This is a genomic window from Janibacter terrae, from assembly GCF_039636765.1.
Classification (GTDB): Bacteria; Actinomycetota; Actinomycetes; order Actinomycetales; family Dermatophilaceae; genus Janibacter; species Janibacter terrae.
In genome coordinates this window covers 2,132,267-2,149,840 of record NZ_CP144167.1, presented here as the reverse complement: position 1 = coordinate 2,149,840, position 17,574 = coordinate 2,132,267, and the positions used below count along the sequence as shown (strand labels likewise).

Here is a 17,574-nt window from a genome sequence, read left to right as displayed (position 1 = left end):
CGTCTCATCGTCAAGCACCGCCTCATCGCCACCATGTCGGCCGTCGCCCTGCTCGGCTTGCTCATCGCACCAGTGACCGGCCTCAAGATCGGACCCGGCTCCAGCTTGGAGTCCCTCGCGAACGGCGGGCCCCGCGTCGAGGTGCTCCACTCGCTCACCGACGGTGGCGTGGGTGCCGGAGTCCTCACGCCCATCACGGTGCTCGTGCCCGCCGGCGACGCCCAATCGGCTGCTGAAGCAGTTCGTGGAGTCGACGGTGTCCAGATGGCCGTCGTCGGGAGCACCAATGGCGACAGCGCCGTCATCGACGTGTTCCCCTCCCGGGCGACGCTCGACAGCGACAGCTCGGCGATCGTCACCGAGATCCGGGCAGCGGTCGAGCCCACGGTGAACGGCGACGTCGGGATCACCGGTGTCGGTCCCACCATCGAGGACTACATGACAGCCGTCTACGACAAGTTCCCTTGGGTGCTGGCCCTGGTCGGCCTGATCACCTACCCCCTGCTGGTCCGCACCTTCCGGTCAGTGCTGCTTCCGCTCAAAGCCGTACTGATCAACCTGCTCTCCTTGGCCGCCGTGTTCGGCGCGGTCGTCTTCTTCTGGCAGCTTGGCCACGGATCGGCCCTGGTCTTCGACGTCGCACCCACCGGAGCGATCAACTTCTGGCTTCCGGTCGTGATCTTCGCGTTCCTCTTCGGGCTGTCCATGGACTACGAGGTCTTCATCCTCACCCGGATGCGTGAGGAGTACGACCGCACGGGCGACACCAGCATGGCGGTCATCACCGGCATCGGCCGGACCGGGCGACTGGTCACCTCTGCGGCCCTGATCCTGTTCTTCTCCTTCGCCGCACTCGCAACAGACCCGGCCACCGACGCGAAGGTCCTGGGGACTGCCTTGGGCGTCGGCATCCTCATCGACGCCGTCATCGTCCGAGCACTGCTGGTCCCGGCCCTGGTCAGCCTCTTCGGCACGTGGAACTGGTGGTTGCCCAGCTGGCTCGCACGCGTCCTCTTCGTCGAGCCCTCGCCGCTGCACCCCGTCCGAGTCGTACCTCCCGAGGTGCTTCCCGAACCCGACCAGATGCCTGCAGGCACCAGCTGAGACCCCCGACCACTCCGGCCACCCCCAGGGAGAACGCCATGATCTTCATCGAAGGACTCACCAAGACGTACGGCACGACCCGCGCCGTCGACGACGTCAGCTTCACCGCCGAGGCCGGACGTGTCACCGGCTTCCTGGGACCTAACGGCGCCGGCAAGTCGACCACGCTGCGCATCATGGTCGGACTGACCCGCCCCGACGCCGGGACCGCGACGATCTCCGGCCGCCACTACGTGGACCTGCCCAACCCCGGGCTCGAGGTCGGTGTGCTCCTGGACGCCTCCGCCCAGCACGCCGGGCGGACCGGACGCGAGATCCTCACCCTCGCCCAGCAGTACATGGGCATTCCCAGGTCCCGGGTCGAGGAGATGCTGGAGATCGTCAGTCTCACTCCCTCCGAGGCCTCCCGGCGCGTCGGTGACTACTCCCTCGGGATGCGGCAACGACTCGGCATCGCCACCGCGTTAATCGGCGACCCCGAGGTGCTGATCCTCGACGAACCCGCCAACGGGCTCGACCCCGCCGGGATCCGGTGGATGCGAGACCTCCTCCGCGGCTACGCCGACCGCGGCGGCACGGTCCCGCTGTCCTCCCACCTGCTCCACGAGATCGAGGTCATCGCCGACGACATCGTCATGATCGGCCTGGGTCGGATCGTCTCCATGGGCACCATGACCGCACTGCTGCACGAAGCCGGCACCCTCGTCCGCGCGGTCGACCTGCTCGCTCTGGAGCTCGCTCTCGCTGCGACCGGTCTGACCACTACGCCCGCGGACGGCGGTGGCCTGTGCACCGACGGGGACGCAGCCCTGGTCGGACAAGTCGCCCTGGATGCTGGTATCGCGCTCACCGAGCTGCGAGCGGCCACCGGCGCCGGTCTGGAGGAGATGTTCCTCGAGCTCACCGCCTCCACCCAACGAGAAGGAGTCCCGGCATGAGCACCATCGCCCAAATCCAGGTCCGCCCTCCGCACGCAGCCGTCCGGCGGATCCCGCTGACGCGCATCACGGCGGTAGAGCTGCGCAAGATGTTCGACACCCGTTCCGGCTTCTGGTTGATCGCCAGCATCGCGATCACCTCGGCTCTGGCCGCGGGTGGCGTCATCCTCTGGGCGCCCGAGGGCGAGCTCACCTACTCCACCTTCGCGACCGCTATCCGGTTCCCCGTCGTCATCATCCTTTCGCTCATCGCGATACTCGCGGTGACCAGCGAGTGGAGTCAGCGCACCGGGCTGACCACCTTCACCCTGGTCCCGCACCGCGGTCGCATCATCACCGCCAAGGCGATCTCCGCGGTCTTCATCGCGATCGCCGCGATGGGGCTCGCCTTCGCGGTCGGCGCCGTCGGCAACCTCGTGGGTGCGGCGGTCACTGGTGAGGCACTGGTGTGGGACGTGACGCTCACCCAGAGCCTCTACTACGTCCTGGGCATGGTCCTGAGTCTGCTCACGGGCTTCATGCTCGGCGTGCTCATCCGCTCCTCGACCGGGGGCCATCGTCACGTACTTCATCCTCACGTTCCTCTTGCCGACGGTCTTCGGTCTGTTGGCCAGCAGCCAGCAGTGGTTCTCCGACCTGCAGCCCTGGGTGGACATCCAGTTCGCCCAGGCCGGGCTGTTCGTCTTCGAGCACTCGCTGACCGGCACCGAGTGGGCACACATCGCCGTCACCGGTGTCACCTGGTTGATCCTCCCCCTGCTCGTCGGCCTCGGACTGGTCATGCGCTCAGAGGTGAAGTGACGCCACCCGCAACGCTTCAGTACCGACCGTGACCTTGTCGAGAGGGAGCGCGCCGTGCTCGTCCCACTCGAAGAACCCGTCCGATGTCAGCGACTGCTGATCGACGAGTTCGTCCATGGGTCCGGCCACCGACGACCTGCACCGCGGCACCCGGGGCCATGGCCCGAACCCAGTTGATGGTCGACCCGGTGAGTCGCGACATCGACGAGAAGCCCGCGAACCTACAAAAAAAGTCCTGAGCCGCGACACCGTGTCAACGATGTCGCGACTCAGGACAATGGTCGGGCTGACAGGATTTGAACCTGCGACCCCTTGACCCCCAGTCAAGTGCGCTACCAAGCTGCGCCACAGCCCGTGGCTGCTCCCTCAGGAGCGAACGTCACCTTATCCCACGCCAGCCACAGGTGCCGAATCGGCCCCCGGCACACCGGATCACGAGCGACGACCGCGCTTCTCGCGCACCCGGACGCTGATCTCGATGGGCGTGCCCTCGAAGCCGAACTCCTCGCGCAGCCGGCGCTCGAGGAAGCGTCGGTAGCCCGCCTCGATGAACCCCGAGGCGAAGATGACGAAGCGCGGCGGGCGCGTCGAGGCCTGCGTCGCGAAGAGGATCCGGGGCTGCTTGCCGCCCCGGATCGGGTGCGGGTGCGCCGAGGCGATCTCGCCGAGGACGGAGTTGAGCCGGGAGGTCGGCACGCGGCGGTCCCAGGAGTCGAGAGCGGTGTCGAGGGCCGGGGTGAGCCGGTCGACGTGCCGGCCCGTGTGGGCCGAGAGGTTGACCCGCGGCGCCCACGTCACCTGGACGAGGTCGCGCTCGATCTCCCGCTCGAGGTAGAAGCGACGCTCCTCGTCGATCAGGTCCCACTTGTTGTACCCGATGACGAGCGCGCGGCCGGCCTCGGTGACCTGGCTGATGATCCGCAGGTCCTGCTCGGTGATCGGCTCGTGGGTGTCGATGAGGACGACTGCGACCTCGGCCTTCTCCAAGGCCGCCTGCGTGCGCAGGGACGCGTAGAAGTCGGCTCCGCGCGTCTGGTGCACGCGGCGTCGGATGCCGGCGGTGTCGACGAAGCGCCAGGGACGCCCGCCCAGCTCGATGATCTCGTCGACGGGGTCGCGCGTGGTCCCCGCCACGTCGTCGACGACGACCCGCTCCTCCCCCGCGAGCTTGTTGAGCAGGCTCGACTTGCCGACGTTGGGGCGGCCGATGAGGGCCACGCGGCGCGGACCCCCTTCGGGCTGTGCCTTGCCGCTCGCGGAGACATCCGGCATGACGTCGAGGATCGCGTCGAGGGCGTCGCCGCTCCCCCGCCCGTGCAGCGCGGAGACGGGCAGGGGCTCGCCCAGACCGAGGTTCCACAGGGCGGACGCGTCGGCCTCGAAGCGCTGGTCGTCGACCTTGTTGGCGACGAGCACGACGGGCTTGCCCGACTTGCGCAGCAGCTTGACCACGGCCTCGTCGTCATCGGTCGCGCCGACGATGGCGTCGACGACGAAGACGACGACGTCTGCCATCTCGATCGCGACCTCCGCCTGCTCGGCGACGCGCAGGTGGATGCCCTCGGCGCCGATCTCCCAGCCACCGGTGTCGAGCAGGGTGAACCGGCGACCGGACCACTCGGCGTCGTAGGCGACGCGGTCTCGCGTGACACCGGGGGTGTCCTCGACGACGGCCTCGCGGCGCCGCAGCACGCGGTTGACGAAGGTCGACTTGCCGACATTGGGGCGGCCCACGATCGCAACGACCGGCAAGGGCCCGGCGGGTGTCTCGTCCGCGTCCTCCTGGAAGCCGTCGATGATCGCGCGGTCCTCCGGCGTCAGCTCGAAGTCCTCGAGACCGGCGCGCAGCACCCGCTCGACGCCCTCGGCGTCCGGGGCCTGCGTCCCGGTGGGGTCGGTGGGGTCAGGGGTGGTGTCCACGATGCTCCTGGTCTGTGGGGTGGTCACGGCCATTGTCGCAGCCGTCAGCGGCCGGGGCCGCGTGGTGGGTCAGCTCGTGCGCGCGGCGATGACGACGGCCATCACCGCGTCGACCGACCCGTCGAAGTCGAGGTCAGAGGTGTCGACGACGACGACCCCGTCCGCGGCGACGGTGAACTGGGAGACCGTCGAGTCGTCCCGGTCCCGGCGCACGACCTGGTCGCGGGTCGCGTCGATCGCTGCCGCGTCGCTCGTGCCGTGCACCTCGAGCGAGCGGCGGCGCAGCCGGGCCTCCTCGCTCGCGGTGAGCAGGATCCGCACGGGTGCCTCGGGGGCGACGACGGTCGTGACATCACGCCCCTCCGCGACGCAGGCACCGTGGCGGCCCGCGATGTCGGCGATGAGCTCGCGCTGGCGCTGCTGCATCTCGGTGCGCACGTCCGGGACGGTCGCGACGGTCGAGACGAGCGCGGAGATCTCGCTCGTGCGGATCCCTTCGGCGACGTCGATGTCGGCGACGCGCACCGTCGGGGCCTGCGGATCGTCACCGATGTGCAGCGGCAGCTCGCGGGCCGCGTGGGCGATCGCCGCGGGGTCCTGAAGGTCGACCTCGGTGTGCCGGCACCACCACGTGAGGGCTCGGTACATGGCCCCGGTGTCGAGGTAGCCGGCGCCGAGCTGCGTGGCCACGGCGCGCGAGACGCTGGACTTGCCGGATCCCGAGGGTCCGTCGATGGCGATGACGAAGGGGGCGGGCTGGCTGGTCACGAGGGGTCAGCCTAGTCGTCGCTCAGCTGTGGATCCGCCACCCACGTGCCGTGAGCGCCTCGGTGAGCGGTCCGGCGGCCGCCGGGAGGACGGAGACCTCCGCCAGGCCGAAGGGGAGGCCCAGCCCGTGGTCGAGGCGCAGGTCCTCCATGTTGACCCCCGCCGCGCCGATGTCGGTGAGCAGTCGGGCGACCTCGCCGGGCCGGTCGTCGACGACCACGCTGACGACCGCGTAGGTCGCGGGCGGGGCACCGTGCTTGCCGGGGATGCGGGCGTGGCCGGCGTTGCCGTCGGCGATGCTGCGGGCGAGCACGGCACGCGCGCCGGGGGCGTCGGCGACGTCGTCCTCCCCCGCGCCGAGCGCCTCGAGGGCGTCGACGACGCGGCCCAGGTCGGCAGCGACGTCACGCAGGACGGCGGCGACGGCCGGTGCGTTGCCCGAGAGGATCTGGGTCCACAGGCCGGGGTCGCTGGCCGCGATGCGGGTCACGTCCCGTACGCCCGGGCCGGCCAGGCCGATGGCGTGGTCGCTGAGGTGCTCCAGCCGGGCGGCGACGAGCGAGGCCGCCACCTGGGGCACGTGGGAGACCGCGGCGACCGCCTCGTCGTGCTCCTGCGGGCTGAGCGTCGTGACCGCGGCGCCGGTGGCCTGCGCGAGCCGGGCGACGAGCGCCGTCGCGCTCGGGTCGCTGCCGTCGTGCGGGCAGAGGACCCACGCGCGGCCGGTGAAGAGGTCGGCCCGGGCACTGATCGCGCCCGAGCGCTCGCGGCCGGCCATCGGGTGGCTGCCGAGGTAGCGGTCGATCGGCACCCCGGACCGGATGAGGTCGAGGAGGACCACCTGCTTGACAGAGGTGACGTCGGTGACGACGGCCTCGGGCCAGCGCTCGAGGGCGCCGAGCACGAGGCGGGGCGAGACGTCCGGCGGCCCGGCGACGACGACGAGGCCCGGTCGCACCTCCCCCGTGGTGCGCCCCGCCCCGAGGTCGCGCGCCAGCGCGGCCGAGGTCTCGGACTGGTCCTCGAGGGTGACGTCGACGCCGACGGACGTCAGGGCCAGCCCGATGCTCGTCCCGATGAGGCCCGTCCCGATGACGTGCACGGGTGGCAGCGCGGACGCAGCCCCCTTCGCCTCGGAGGTCGCCGTCACAGTCCCGCAGCCTTGTAGAGGTCGGCGATCTCCGCCCGGCTGAGGGCGCGCCACCGGCCGGACTTGGTCGTGCCGAGCGTGATGGGTCCGACCTGGGTGCGCACGAGCGAGAGGACCGGGTGGCCGACGTGCTCGAGCATGCGCCGCACGATGTGCTTGCGGCCCTCGTGGAGGATCACCTCGACGATCGCCTTGCCCGGGCGCGAGTCGACGACCCGGAAGGAATCGACGGCGACGGGGCCGTCCTCGAGCTGGACGCCTTCGCGCAGGCGCTTGCCGAGGTCCTTGGGCACGGGGCCGGGGATCTCGGCGATGTACGTCTTGAGCACGCCGTGCGCCGGGTGCTGCAGCCGGTGCGCGAGGTCGCCGTCGTTGGTGAGGATGAGCAGGCCCTCCGTGTCGGCGTCGAGGCGACCGACGTGGAAGAGCCGCTCGGGGCGCCCGGCGACGTAGTCGCCGATGCTCAGCCGGCCCAGCTCGTCGGACATCGTCGTGACGACGCCGACGGGCTTGTTGAAGGCGAGGTAGACGCGCGACTCGTCGAGGTGGACGCGCTCACCGTCGACGTGCACGGTCTGGCGCAGGGGGTCCACGCGCAGGCCGAGCTCGGTGACGACCTGCCCGTCGACCTCGACGCGACCCTCCTGGATGAGCAGCTCGCAGGCCCGGCGGGAGCCGATGCCCGCGGCGGCGAGGACCTTCTGCAGGCGGGTGCCCTCGGGGTCGTGGACGTCGATCGTCGGGGCCTGCGGCGGCTCGGGTGCAAGGTCGGGCTGGCCCTGGCGGCTGCGTCCGGTCGTGCCCCGCTCCGGCTGGTTGCGGCGGCCGGGCCGCGGGGGCTTGCGGGGTCCCTTGCCCCGGGGTGCGCCCTGGGGGCCTCCGGGTCGGCGGTTGGTGGGAGGGGTCATGGCCGGGCCTCATTCACGAGATCGTCGAGTAGTGCTGCATCGGGGAGATAGGGGGCGAGGGCGGGCAGGTCGTCGAGCGAGTTCAGACCCATCCGCTCCAGGAAGTAGGGCGTCGTCCCGTACAGGGTCGCACCCGACTCCTCGTCCTTGGTGACCTCGGTGATGAGGCCGCGGGTGAGGAGCGTGCGGACGACGCCGTCGACGTTGACGCCGCGGACGGCGCCGATCCGCGCCCGCGAGATCGGCTGGCGGTAGGCGACCACGGCGAGCGTCTCGAGGGAGGCCGTCGTCAGGCGGGACTGCTGGCCGTCGAGGACGAAGCGCTCGACGACTGGCGCGTACGCGTGGTGGCTGTAGAAGCGCCATCCCCCACCGACGTTGCGCACCGTGAACCCGTGCGTGCCGTCCGCGTAGGCGGACTCGATCGCGGCGAGGTGCTCACGGATCTCCTCCACGGGCAGCTCGAGCGCGGAGGAGAGGGCGTGGTCGGTGACCGGTTCCTCGACGATCATCAGCACGGCCTCGATCGCCCCGCGCGCACCGCCGGGCAGGTCGACCACGTCGAAGGCGACCTGGACGTCGTCGCCCTCCACCTCGGGCTCCGGGGGCGCCTCACTCATCGTCATCCTCCTCATCGGACGAAGGGGGGTCCTCCCCTTCGTCGAACTCGGCACCGACGTCGACGGTGCCCTCCTCGCTGCCGGTCCAGCTGACCTCGAGGTCACCGAGCGCCTCCGGCTGGTCGAAGACGACCTGCCGGTCGCGGAAGAGCTCAAGCAGGGCGAGGAACCGCGCCACGACCACGAGCGTCGAGTCCGCGTCGCGGACGAGCTCGCGGAAGGAGAGCGCGCCCTGCTCCCGCAGGCGGTCGACGACGATGACGGCCTGCTCGCGCACGCTCACCGCGGGCGCGTGCAGGTGGGCCAGACCGACGGTCTCGGGCTCCCGGGGGGTCAGGGCCCGCGCGGCGACCATGGCCAGCTGCTCGGGGGTGACGCTGATGACCAGCTCGGGCAGCAGCGAGGCCAGGTGCGGCTCCAGACCGGCCTGCCGCGGGGTCATGCGACCGGTCGTCGCCATCGTCTCGCCGAAGTGCGCCGCGACGTCCTTGAAGGCGCGGTACTGGAGCAGGCGCGCGAAGAGCAGGTCCCGCGCCTCGATGAGCTCGAGGTCGTCCTCGTCGGTCTCCCGCATGTCGGGCAGGAGCCGGGCGGCCTTGATGTCGAGCAGCGTCGCGGCGACGAGGAGGAACTCGCTGGTCTGGCCGAGGTCCCACGCCGGGTCGCTCGCCTGCAGGGCGCGCAGGTGGGCGATGAACTCGTCGGTGACCCTGGCCAGCGCGATCTCGGTGATGTCCAGCTGGTGCTTGCTGATCAGACCCAGCAGCAGGTCGAAGGGTCCCTCGAAGTTGTCCAGGTGGACGGTGAAGGCCTGCTCTGCGCCCCGCTTGGTGATGACGCCACCGGGGACGGCGGTGTCAGTCCCCTCCACGGTCGTCAGGGAGCACCGCCGCGCGAGATGAGCTCGCGGGCCAGCTGTCGGTAGGCGTTGGCGCCGGAGTGGCCGGTCGCGTAGGTCGTGATCGGCTCCGCGGCGAGGGTCGCGTCGGGGAACTTCACGGTGCGCGAGATGACCGTGTGGAAGACCTTGTCGCCGAAGTGCTCGACGACCGAGCCGACGACCTCGCGGCTGTGCAGCGTGCGGCCGTCGTACATCGTCGCGAGGATGCCGTCGACGACGAGGCCCGGGTTGAGGCGGTCGGTGATCTTGTCGATCGTCTCCACGAGCAGAGCGACGCCACGCATGGCGAAGTACTCGGTCTCGAGCGGGATGACCACGCCGTGCGCCGCGGTGAGCGCGTTGACGGTCAGCAGGCCGAGGGAGGGTTGGCAGTCGATGAGGATGACGTCGTAGTCGTCGAGGACCGGCCGGAGCACGCGGGCCAGGATCTGCTCGCGCGCGACCTCGCCGACGAGTTGGACCTCGGCGGCGGAGAGGTCGATGTTGGCCGGGGCGACGTGGAGCCCGGGGACCGCGGTGCGCTGGATGATCTCGGTGATCTCGTGCCCGCGGGTGACGAGCAGGTCGTAGATCGTCAGGTCGAGCGTGTGGGTGGGGACCCCGAGGCCCACGGACAGCGCGCCCTGCGGGTCAAAGTCGACGAGCAGCACCTTGCGCCCGGCCTCCGCCAGGGCGGCGCCGAGGTTGATCGTGGTCGTCGTCTTGCCGACCCCACCCTTCTGGTTGCACATCGCGATGATGCGGGCCGGGCCGTGCGACGCCAGCGGCGGCGGCTCCGGGAAGGTGGGCAGGGGTCGGCCGGTGGGACCGGGCTGTGCCTGGTCGTGCTCGATGTCGAGCTGTGGCGTCACCTCGGATGCCAAGGTCGGATCACTCCATCGGGTCTGCGGTCGGTCAGCCTCTCGCTGATCAGCGACGACCCTATCAGCGGGCACGGGGGTGGCTCTGCGCGTAGACCTCGCGCAGCTGCTGCACGGTGACCATCGTGTAGATCTGCGTGGTCGTCACCGAGGCGTGCCCGAGCAGCTCCTGCACCACCCGCACGTCCGCGCCGCCCTCGAGCAGGTGGGTCGCGAAGGAGTGTCGCAGCGTGTGCGGCGAGACGTGGCCCTCGAGGCCCGCGCGGCCGGCGGCGGTGGTGATGACGCCCCAGGCGCTCTGCCGGGAGAGCCGGGAGCCGCGCTGGTTGAGGAAGACCGCCGGGCCGGCCTTCCCCTTGGCCGACAGCGTCGGCCGGCCGCGCACGAGCCACGCGCGCACGGACTCCACCGCGTAGGAGCCGAGCGGGACGACCCGCTCCTTGCCGCCCTTGCCGAGCAGGCGGGCGGCACCGACGTCGAGGTCGAGGTCGTCGATGTCGAGCCCGACGGCCTCGGAGATGCGGGCGCCGGTGCCGTAGAGGACCTCCAGGAGCGCGCGGTCGCGCAGCGGTGCGGGCCCGTCGCCGAGCCCGGCGGCGTCGATCAGCCGGGTCACCTCGTCGAGGGCGATGGCCTTGGGCAGGCGCGAAGGGGGTGCCGGCGGCGCCACGTCCTCGGCCGGGTCGTGCGTGGTCTCACCCTCGAGGGCGAGGAACTTGTGGAGCCCGCGGACGGCGACGAGCGTGCGGGCAGCCGAGCTCGCGGCGAGCGGAGGGTGGGCGTCGTCACCGGTGCGCAGCGCCGCCAGGAAGCCGGACACGTGCAGCTCGGTGACGTCCTCGGGACTGGTGATGCCGTGCCCCGCGAGGTGCTCGACGTACCGTCCGGCGTCGCGGCGGTAGGCGGAGAGGGTGTGCGCGGAGACCCCTCGCTCGACGTCCATCTGGGTCAGCCAGGTCCGCACGGCGCGCTCCATCGGCGTCGTGCTCACGGGGCCGTGGCCTCCATCGGGGCGGTGTGGTGTGGCGCGGTGGGTGTTGAACCGCGGGCACGCCGTTGTGCCCACGGGTGGCCTGGGCCACTGCGGGCAAGTGTAATGGCCCGCATGAAGCTCTATGCGGATCTCCCGGCCCGTCGTCGTGGCCAGGTCCTCGCCGACCTGCTGATGGTCGCGTGGATCCTGTTGTGGGCCAAGGTCGGTCACGCCGTCCACGACTCGGCCTTGTCCCTCGCCGAGCCGGGCCACCGGCTCCAGGATGCGGGCAGCAGCTTCCGTGAACGGCTGAAGACCGCGGGCGAGGGTGTGGACGACCTGCCGCTCCTCGACGACCGGGTGGCCGAACCGTTCCGGGACGCGGCCGGCGCCGGGACAAGCATCGAGGACGCCGGGCGCGACCTCGTCGACGCCGTCGAGCGGCTCGCCACGACCCTGGGATGGGTCACCGCTCTCACCCCGGTCGTCATCATCGGTGCGTTCTGGCTCGCCGCGCGCCTGCGCTTCGTGCGCCGCGCGACCGCCGCGCAGTCGCTCGTCGACTCCGTGGACGACCTCGACCTCTTCGCCCTGCGGGCGATGGCCAACCAGCCGCTCCAACGCCTCGCGCGGATCAGCCCCGACCCCGCCGGCGCCTGGCGCCGCGGCGACACCGAGACGATCCGCGAGCTCGCCGGCCTCGAGCTCGCCGCCTGCGGCCTCCGTCCCCCGGACGCCACCAGCTGACCCCCTCATCGTCATTCCCCTAGGGGAATGCGGACGAGCGGTCGCCCCCGAGCGGCATTCCCCTAGGGGAATGCGGAGGAGCGATCGGCTACTCCCCCAGCGCGACGACCTGGGGGCGCAGGTCCGCCGCCGGGCACTCCCAGGCCGCGGCGTCCGCGTCGACCTGCTCGCCCGAGCGGATGTCCTTGACCTGGTCGCCGTCTCCCTCACCGGCGCCGGGGAACCACACGTACGGGATCCCGCGCCGCTCGGCGAAGCGGATCTGCTTGCCGAACTTCGCCGCGGCCGGAGCGACCTCGCAGGGGATCCCGCGGGCACGCAGCGCCGTGGCGACCGCGACGGAGGCGGGGCGGCTCCCTTCGTCCGTCACGGCCACGAGGACCGCGGAGGGCGACTTGCGGCTGGCGCCGACCAGACCCTTGCCGAGGAGCAGCCCCAGCAGGCGCGAGAGGCCGATGGAGATGCCGACGCCGGGATAGGTGTTCTTGCCGTCGCTCGCCAGCTCGTCGTAGCGGCCGCCGGAGCAGAAGGAACCCCACGACTCGTACCCGACGAGCTGGGTCTCGTAGACCGTACCCGTGTAGTAGTCGAGACCGCGGGCGATGCGCAGGTCCGCGACCATCGCGCCGGGCGCGGCGGCCGCCCCCGTGTCGATCACGGCGGCGAGGGCCTCCAGACCCTCGTCGAGCAGCGGGTGCTCGACCCCGAGCGCGCGGACGCGCTCGACGAAGGAGGTGTCCTGCGTGCGGATCTCGGCCAGCGCCAGCACGGCCTGCGCCTGCTTTGTCGTCCGCCCGGCCTCCACGAGGAGGGCGGCGACCTTGTCCGGGCCGATCTTGTCCAGCTTGTCGACGGTGCGCAGCGTCCCCGCGACGTCCTCGATGCCCAGGCCGCGGTAGAAGCCCTCCGGGATCTTGCGGTTGTTCACCTGGATGACCATGGGCGGGATCGGCAGCTTCGCGAAGATCTCCGCCATCACCAGCGGCATCTCCGCCTCGAAGTGCGGCGCCAGCTCCCCCACGTCGACGACGTCGATGTCGCACTGGGTGAACTCGCGGTAGCGGCCCTCCTGCGGGCGCTCGCCGCGCCAGACCTTCTGGATCTGGTGGCGCCGAAACGGGAAGTTCAGGCGGCCGGCGTTCTCGACCACGTAGCGCGCGAAGGGCACGGTGAGGTCGAAGTGCAGCCCCAGCTCGGACTCGCGACCGGGGGCACCCCCTTCGTCGTCCGCGAGGCGGTGGATCCCGTAGATCTCCTTGTCCGCGTCGCCGCCCTTGCCGAGCAGGCGCTCGACCGGCTCGACCGCGCGGGTCTCGATCGACGGGAAGCCGTGCAGCTCGAAGGTGCTGCGGATGACGTCGATGAAGTGCTGCTCGACGACCCGCTGCTCGGGCAGGTACTCGGGGAAGCCCGACAGCGGGGTGACCTTGGTGGCGCGGGGGGTGCTCATGACAGTCCTTGCAGGTACGGGTTGGTCGCCTTTTCACGGCCCAGCGTCGTCGCGGGTCCGTGTCCGGGCAGGACGAGGCTGGAGTCGGGGCGCGGATGCACGGCCCGACGAAGGGAGTCCTGCATCGCCTCGTGCGACCCGCCCGGCAGGTCGGTGCGGCCGATCGACCCGGCGAAGAGCACGTCGCCCGTGATGAGCGTGCGGTCCACCTCCGCCTCTGCGGGGATGCCCTCGGGCACCCGGCCCGTCGCGAACATGACCGAGCCCTCCGTGTGGCCTGGCGCGTGCACGACCTCGAGGTCGAGGCCGGCGACCGTCACGGTCTCGCTGTCGGTGACCTCCACGACACGCTCGGGCTCGCGCCAGGTGACCCGCTTGCCGAACTGCTGCTCGAGCATCCCCGTCAGCTGCGGGCCGAGCGACGAACCACCGAGCGGGTCGACGAGCCGGTAGCGGTCGTCGCGGTGGATGTAGGCCGCGAGCTCACCGCCGCAGACCGGCGTCACGGAGAAGACATGGTCGACGTGCCCGTGGGTGAGGAGCACGGCCGCGGGCTTCAGCCGGTGCTCCGTGAGCACCTCGCGCAGCGTCTCCTCGATCCCGATCCCGGGGTCGACGATGAGGCACTCCTCACCGGGAGCATCCGCCAGGACATAGCAGTTGGTCCCGAACGCCTGCGCCGGGAACGAGATGGTCAGCACGGTCCAACCCTACGTGCGCCCCCGCTCCTCCCCCGCGAATGGGTAACCTCGAGCCTGTGAGTGACGAGACCAACGCCCCGCGCCCTTCGGCGCCCTCGCCTGCGGCCCTGGCCCGCATGGCTCCCCGGCCGCCCGCGACCCCCGCTGCGGAGGTCCCCACGGTGACCACCGACCACTCGGCGTCGGCCGCCTTCGGCCGCGCGGACGAGGAGGGCAGGGTCTTCGTCAAGGACGGCGAGGGCGAGCGCGAGGTCGGCTCCTACCCCGGTGCGACGCCGGACGAGGCGCTGCAGTACTTCGCCCGCAAGTACGACGAGCTCTTCGCCTCCGCCACCCTCCTGCGCCACCGCCTGGACTCCCCCGACGTCTCCGCCAAGGAGCTGGCCGACGGCCTGAAGTCCCTGCGCGAGCACGCGCAGGAACCCAACGTCGTCGGTGACCTGCCGGCCCTCGCCGCCCTCATCGCCGAGCTGGAGGGAGGCCTGGCCACCAAGCGCGAGGCCGAGTCCGCTGTGCGCGCCGAGGCCAAGAAGGCCGCAGCGGTCGAGCGCGAGGCGCTCGTCGCCGAGGCAGAGCAGATCGCCGCCCAACCCGTCGACAAGGTCCAGTGGAAGCAGTCCACCGCCCGCATGCGCGCTCTCCTCGACGAGTGGAAGGCCCACCAGCGCGGCAAGGTCCGTCTGGACAAGGACGTCGAGGGCGCCCTGTGGCAGCGGTTCTCCAAGGCCCGCAACGGCTTCGACAAGGCGCGTCGCTCCCACTTCGCGCACGTCGAGCAGACCCGTGGCGACGCCAAGGCGACGAAGGAGGAGCTGGCCACCGAGGCCGAGCGTCTCTCCACCTCCACCGACTGGAATGCCACCGCCGGTGCCTACAAGCGCCTGATGGACGAGTGGCGCCGGGCCGGCCGCGCCGGCCGTGCCGATGACGACCGCCTGTGGGAGCGCTTCCGCAGCGCCCAGGACACCTTTTTCAACGCCAAGGACGCCGAGGCGGCCAAGGAGGACGAGGCCCACCGCGGCAACCTCCAGGTCAAGGAGGCGATCCTCGCCGAGGCCGAGGCGCTGCTGCCGGTCAAGGACCTCGAGAAGACCAAGGCCGCACTGCGCGACATCCAGGAGCGGTGGGAGGCCGCGGGCAAGGTCCCGCGTGCCGACATCGACCGGATGGAGAAGGGCATGCGACGCATCGAGCAGACGGTGCGCGACGCCGAGGACAAGAAGTGGTCGCAGTCCAACCCGGAGCTGTCCGCCCGCGCCGCCTCGATGGTCGCCCAGCTCGAGTCCAGGGTCACCGACCTGCGTGACGACCTCGCCACGGCAGAGGCGAAGGGGGATACCTCCCGCGCCGCGAAGATCCAGGAGCAGATCGACGCCCAGCAGGCGTGGTTGGACCAGGCACGCAAGGGCCTGGACGAGTTCGGCGGCTGACGCGCCCCTCAGCCCTTGGAGCTGCCTCCGGTGATGCGGAAGGTGTCGAAGACCGACTCGATCCGCTTCACCTGCTGCATCACGTGGCTGAGGTGCGCCACCTCGCCCATCTCGAAGGTGAACCGCAGCACGGCCACCCGGTCGCGCGAGGTGTGCACGGCCGCCGAGAGGATGTTGACCCCGGACTCCGACAGGACCCGGGTCACGTCCGACAGCAGCCCCGCGCGGTCGAGCGCCTCGACCTGGATCTGCACGAGGAAGAGGCTCGAGCTGCTCGGCGCCCACTCGACCTCGATGAGCCGCTCCGACTCCTTCTGCAGGGAGTCGGCGTTGGGGCAGTCGACCCGGTGGACGGACACGCCGTTGCCGCGGGTGATGAAGCCCATGATCTCGTCGCCGGGCACGGGCGTGCAGCAGCGCGCCAGCTTGACCCACAGGTCGTCCATGCCCTTGACGACGACGCCCGGGTCACCGTGGCTGCGGCGCTGCCCGACCGGTCCCGGCAGCGTGGCCTCGGCGAGGTCCTCCGTCGCCCCCTCCTTGCCGCCGGCCGCGGCGATGAGCCGCTCGACGACGTGCTGGGCGGAGACGTGCCCCTCGCCGACCGCGGCGTAGAGGCCGTCGACGTCCTGGCGGCGCAGCTCGCTCGCGACCGCCGTGAGGCTCTCGACGGTGACCAGCCGGTGGAGCGGGAGGTTCTGCTTGCGCACGACCTTGGCGATGGCCTCCTTGCCGGAGTCGATCATCTCCTCGCGGCGTTCCTTGGTGAACCACTGCTTGATCTTGTTGCGGGCGCGCGCCGAGCGCACGAAGTTCAGCCAGTCCCGCGACGGCCCGGCGCCCTCGGCCTTGGACGTCAGGACCTCGACGGCGTCACCGTTCTCGAGCGGCGAGTCCAGGGGCACGAGGCGGCCGTTGATCCGGGCACCGATGCACCGGTGCCCGACCTCGGTGTGCACCGCGTAGGCGAAGTCCACGGCGGTCGAGCCCGCAGGCAGGGCGATAACCTGCCCCTTGGGCGTGAAGGCGTAGACCTCTTGGGTCTTGATCTCGTAGCGCAGCGAGTCGAGGAACTCGCTCGGGTCGGAAGTCTCCTTCTGCCAGTCGAGCAGCTGGCGCAGCCAGGCCATCTCCCCCATCTGGCCGTCGTCGACCTTGCCGCCGTCGGGTCGCGCCTGGTCCTTGTACTTCCAGTGCGCGGCGACGCCGTACTCGGCGCGGCGGTGCATCTGGTGGGTGCGGATCTGGATCTCGACCGGCTTGCCCTGCGGACCGATCACGGTCGTGTGCAGGGACTGGTACATGTTGAACTTCGGCAGGGAGATGTAGTCCTTGAAGCGCCCGGGCAGCGGGTTCCACCGCGCGTGCAGCGCCCCGAGAGCCGCGTAGCAGTCACGGACGGTGTCGACGAGCACCCGGACCGCGACGAGGTCGTAGATCTCCCCGAACTCCCGACCCCCGACGATCATCTTCTGGTACACGGAGTAGTAGTGCTTGGGGCGACCGGTCACCGTCGCCTTGATCCGCGCCTCCCGCAGGTCCAGCACGACCTGGGCGCGGACCGTCGCGAGGTACTCCTCGCGGGCCGGGGCACGCTCGGCCACGAGGCGGACGATCTCCTCGTAGACCTTGGGGTACAGGGTGGCGAAGGACAGGTCCTCCAGCTCCCACTTGATGGTGTTCATGCCGAGGCGGTGCGCCAGCGGCGCGTAGATCTCGAGGGTCTCCTGCGCCTTGCGCTGCGCCGACGCCGCCGAGACGTAGCGCCAGGTCCGGGCGTTGTGGAGCCGGTCGGCGAGCTTGATGACGAGGACGCGGATGTCGCGGGCCATCGCGACGATCATCTTGCGCACGGTCTCGGCCTGGGCGCTCTCCCCGTAGGTGACCTTGTCGAGCTTGGTCACGCCGTCGACGAGCTTGGCCACCTCGGCGCCGAACTCGGCCTCGAGGTCGTCGAGGCTGTAGTCGGTGTCCTCGACCGTGTCGTGCAGGAGGGCAGCGGCCAGGGTCACCGGCGTCATGCCGAGCTCGGCGAGGATCGTCGTCACCGCGAGCGGGTGGGTGATGTAGGGGTCACCGCTCTTGCGCACCTGGCCGCGGTGGGCGCGCTCCGCGACCTCGTAGGCGCGCTCGATGATCGACAGGTCGCTCTTGGGGTGCGACTGCCGCACGATCGTCAGCAGCGGGTCGAGGACACCGGGTGTCGGGGCGCGACCACTGCCGATGCGTGCGAGCGAGGCGCGCGCCAGCGAGCGGGGTGAGAACCCGCCTCCGCTGCCCGTGCTGCGCTCGCTCATGGAGTG

At 71.1% G+C, this 17,574-nt stretch carries 16 protein-coding genes and 1 tRNA gene; 5 read left to right on the top strand and 12 right to left on the bottom strand.

Going from position 1 to position 17,574, the window contains the following annotated elements:
• The first annotated feature begins 198 nt into the window (after positions 1–198).
• From V3C34_RS10460 to V3C34_RS10450, 3 genes are read left to right on the top strand one after another with little or no spacing between them, the layout of a single operon-like run.
• Positions 199–1,104 (top strand): MMPL family transporter, encoded by a 906-nt coding sequence (locus V3C34_RS10460; protein WP_346007043.1) that lies wholly within the window; start codon positions 199–201, stop codon positions 1,102–1,104.
• A gap of 38 nt (positions 1,105–1,142) precedes the next feature.
• Entirely contained in the window at positions 1,143–2,042 is a 900-nt protein-coding gene (locus V3C34_RS10455; RefSeq protein WP_346007041.1) for an ABC transporter ATP-binding protein, read from the top strand.
• A complete protein-coding gene (locus V3C34_RS10450; protein WP_346007039.1) occupies positions 2,039–2,875 on the top strand; it encodes a hypothetical protein in 837 nt (278 codons plus the stop codon). The genes V3C34_RS10455 and V3C34_RS10450 overlap by 4 nt, the downstream gene beginning before the upstream one ends.
• Before the next feature lie 246 nt (positions 2,876–3,121).
• Here V3C34_RS10450 and V3C34_RS10445 read toward each other — a convergent pair.
• The 9 genes from V3C34_RS10445 to V3C34_RS10405 all read right to left on the bottom strand — a co-directional run bounded on the left by V3C34_RS10445 (position 3,122) and on the right by V3C34_RS10405 (position 10,946).
• Positions 3,122–3,198: transfer RNA gene (locus V3C34_RS10445), tRNA-Pro, on the bottom strand.
• 77 nt (positions 3,199–3,275) lie between these two features.
• Positions 3,276–4,796 carry a ribosome biogenesis GTPase Der gene (der, locus tag V3C34_RS10440; RefSeq protein ID WP_371836281.1) on the bottom strand — a complete coding sequence of 507 codons (1,521 nt, stop codon included), beginning with the start codon at positions 4,794–4,796 and terminating at the stop codon, positions 3,276–3,278.
• Positions 4,797–4,832: 36 nt separating this feature from the next.
• Positions 4,833–5,531 (bottom strand): (d)CMP kinase, encoded by a 699-nt coding sequence (cmk, locus tag V3C34_RS10435; RefSeq protein WP_068324382.1) that lies wholly within the window; start codon positions 5,529–5,531, stop codon positions 4,833–4,835.
• 22 nt (positions 5,532–5,553) lie between these two features.
• Complete coding sequence (locus V3C34_RS10430; RefSeq protein ID WP_082807494.1) at positions 5,554–6,681, bottom strand: prephenate dehydrogenase; 1,128 nt, start codon at positions 6,679–6,681, stop codon at positions 5,554–5,556.
• The gene (locus V3C34_RS10425; RefSeq protein ID WP_068421621.1) at positions 6,678–7,589 is read right to left on the bottom strand and encodes a pseudouridine synthase; all 912 of its coding nucleotides are present in this window, start codon (positions 7,587–7,589) and stop codon (positions 6,678–6,680) included. The genes V3C34_RS10430 and V3C34_RS10425 overlap by 4 nt, the downstream gene beginning before the upstream one ends.
• Positions 7,586–8,209 (bottom strand): SMC-Scp complex subunit ScpB, encoded by a 624-nt coding sequence (scpB, locus tag V3C34_RS10420; RefSeq protein ID WP_346007036.1) that lies wholly within the window; start codon positions 8,207–8,209, stop codon positions 7,586–7,588. The genes V3C34_RS10425 and scpB overlap by 4 nt, the downstream gene beginning before the upstream one ends.
• Positions 8,202–9,080: a segregation and condensation protein A gene (locus V3C34_RS10415; protein ID WP_255218262.1), complete on the bottom strand. Its 879-nt coding sequence runs from the start codon at positions 9,078–9,080 to the stop codon at positions 8,202–8,204. The genes scpB and V3C34_RS10415 overlap by 8 nt, the downstream gene beginning before the upstream one ends.
• A gap of 5 nt (positions 9,081–9,085) precedes the next feature.
• Positions 9,086–9,961 carry a ParA family protein gene (locus tag V3C34_RS10410; protein WP_245634684.1) on the bottom strand — a complete coding sequence of 292 codons (876 nt, stop codon included), beginning with the start codon at positions 9,959–9,961 and terminating at the stop codon, positions 9,086–9,088.
• A 73-nt stretch (positions 9,962–10,034) separates the two neighbouring features.
• On the bottom strand, positions 10,035–10,946 hold the full coding sequence (locus V3C34_RS10405; protein ID WP_068324390.1) for a site-specific tyrosine recombinase XerD: 912 nt from the start codon (positions 10,944–10,946) through the stop codon (positions 10,035–10,037).
• Between the two features lie 129 nt (positions 10,947–11,075).
• Between V3C34_RS10405 and V3C34_RS10400 the strand changes: the two genes are divergently transcribed.
• Positions 11,076–11,690 carry a hypothetical protein gene (locus V3C34_RS10400; RefSeq protein ID WP_346007033.1) on the top strand — a complete coding sequence of 205 codons (615 nt, stop codon included), beginning with the start codon at positions 11,076–11,078 and terminating at the stop codon, positions 11,688–11,690.
• Positions 11,691–11,778: 88 nt separating this feature from the next.
• On the opposite strand, the gene hisS is transcribed toward V3C34_RS10400, so the two are convergent.
• Together hisS and V3C34_RS10390 are read right to left on the bottom strand one after the other, a co-directional pair.
• Complete coding sequence (hisS, locus tag V3C34_RS10395) at positions 11,779–13,140, bottom strand: histidine--tRNA ligase (protein ID WP_068421632.1); 1,362 nt, start codon at positions 13,138–13,140, stop codon at positions 11,779–11,781.
• Positions 13,137–13,841 carry an MBL fold metallo-hydrolase gene (locus V3C34_RS10390; protein WP_068324399.1) on the bottom strand — a complete coding sequence of 235 codons (705 nt, stop codon included), beginning with the start codon at positions 13,839–13,841 and terminating at the stop codon, positions 13,137–13,139. Before V3C34_RS10390 ends, hisS begins: the two co-directional genes overlap by 4 nt.
• A 56-nt stretch (positions 13,842–13,897) precedes the next feature.
• On the opposite strand from V3C34_RS10390, the gene V3C34_RS10385 reads away from it, so the two are divergent.
• Positions 13,898–15,271 (top strand): DUF349 domain-containing protein, encoded by a 1,374-nt coding sequence (locus V3C34_RS10385; RefSeq protein WP_346007030.1) that lies wholly within the window; start codon positions 13,898–13,900, stop codon positions 15,269–15,271.
• Between the two features lie 8 nt (positions 15,272–15,279).
• On the opposite strand, the gene V3C34_RS10380 is transcribed toward V3C34_RS10385, so the two are convergent.
• Positions 15,280–17,568: a bifunctional (p)ppGpp synthetase/guanosine-3',5'-bis(diphosphate) 3'-pyrophosphohydrolase gene (locus V3C34_RS10380; protein WP_346007028.1), complete on the bottom strand. Its 2,289-nt coding sequence runs from the start codon at positions 17,566–17,568 to the stop codon at positions 15,280–15,282.
• Positions 17,569–17,574: the final 6 nt, after the last annotated feature.

Excerpts from the sequence above, each read along its gene's own strand:
- V3C34_RS10425 (WP_068421621.1), bottom strand. The coding sequence starts at position 7,589 with ATGACCCCTCCCACCAACCGCCGACCCGGAGGCCCCCAGGGCGCACCC.
- V3C34_RS10405 (WP_068324390.1), bottom strand. The coding sequence starts at position 10,946 with ATGGAGCGCGCCGTGCGGACCTGGCTGACCCAGATGGACGTCGAGCGA.
- scpB (WP_346007036.1), bottom strand. The coding sequence starts at position 8,209 with ATGAGTGAGGCGCCCCCGGAGCCCGAGGTGGAGGGCGACGACGTCCAG.
- der (WP_371836281.1), bottom strand. The coding sequence starts at position 4,796 with ATGGCCGTGACCACCCCACAGACCAGGAGCATCGTGGACACCACCCCT.
- V3C34_RS10380 (WP_346007028.1), bottom strand. The coding sequence starts at position 17,568 with ATGAGCGAGCGCAGCACGGGCAGCGGAGGCGGGTTCTCACCCCGCTCG.
- hisS (WP_068421632.1), bottom strand. The coding sequence starts at position 13,140 with ATGAGCACCCCCCGCGCCACCAAGGTCACCCCGCTGTCGGGCTTCCCC.
- V3C34_RS10455 (WP_346007041.1), top strand. The coding sequence starts at position 1,143 with ATGATCTTCATCGAAGGACTCACCAAGACGTACGGCACGACCCGCGCC.
- V3C34_RS10450 (WP_346007039.1), top strand. The coding sequence starts at position 2,039 with ATGAGCACCATCGCCCAAATCCAGGTCCGCCCTCCGCACGCAGCCGTC.
- V3C34_RS10400 (WP_346007033.1), top strand. The coding sequence starts at position 11,076 with ATGAAGCTCTATGCGGATCTCCCGGCCCGTCGTCGTGGCCAGGTCCTC.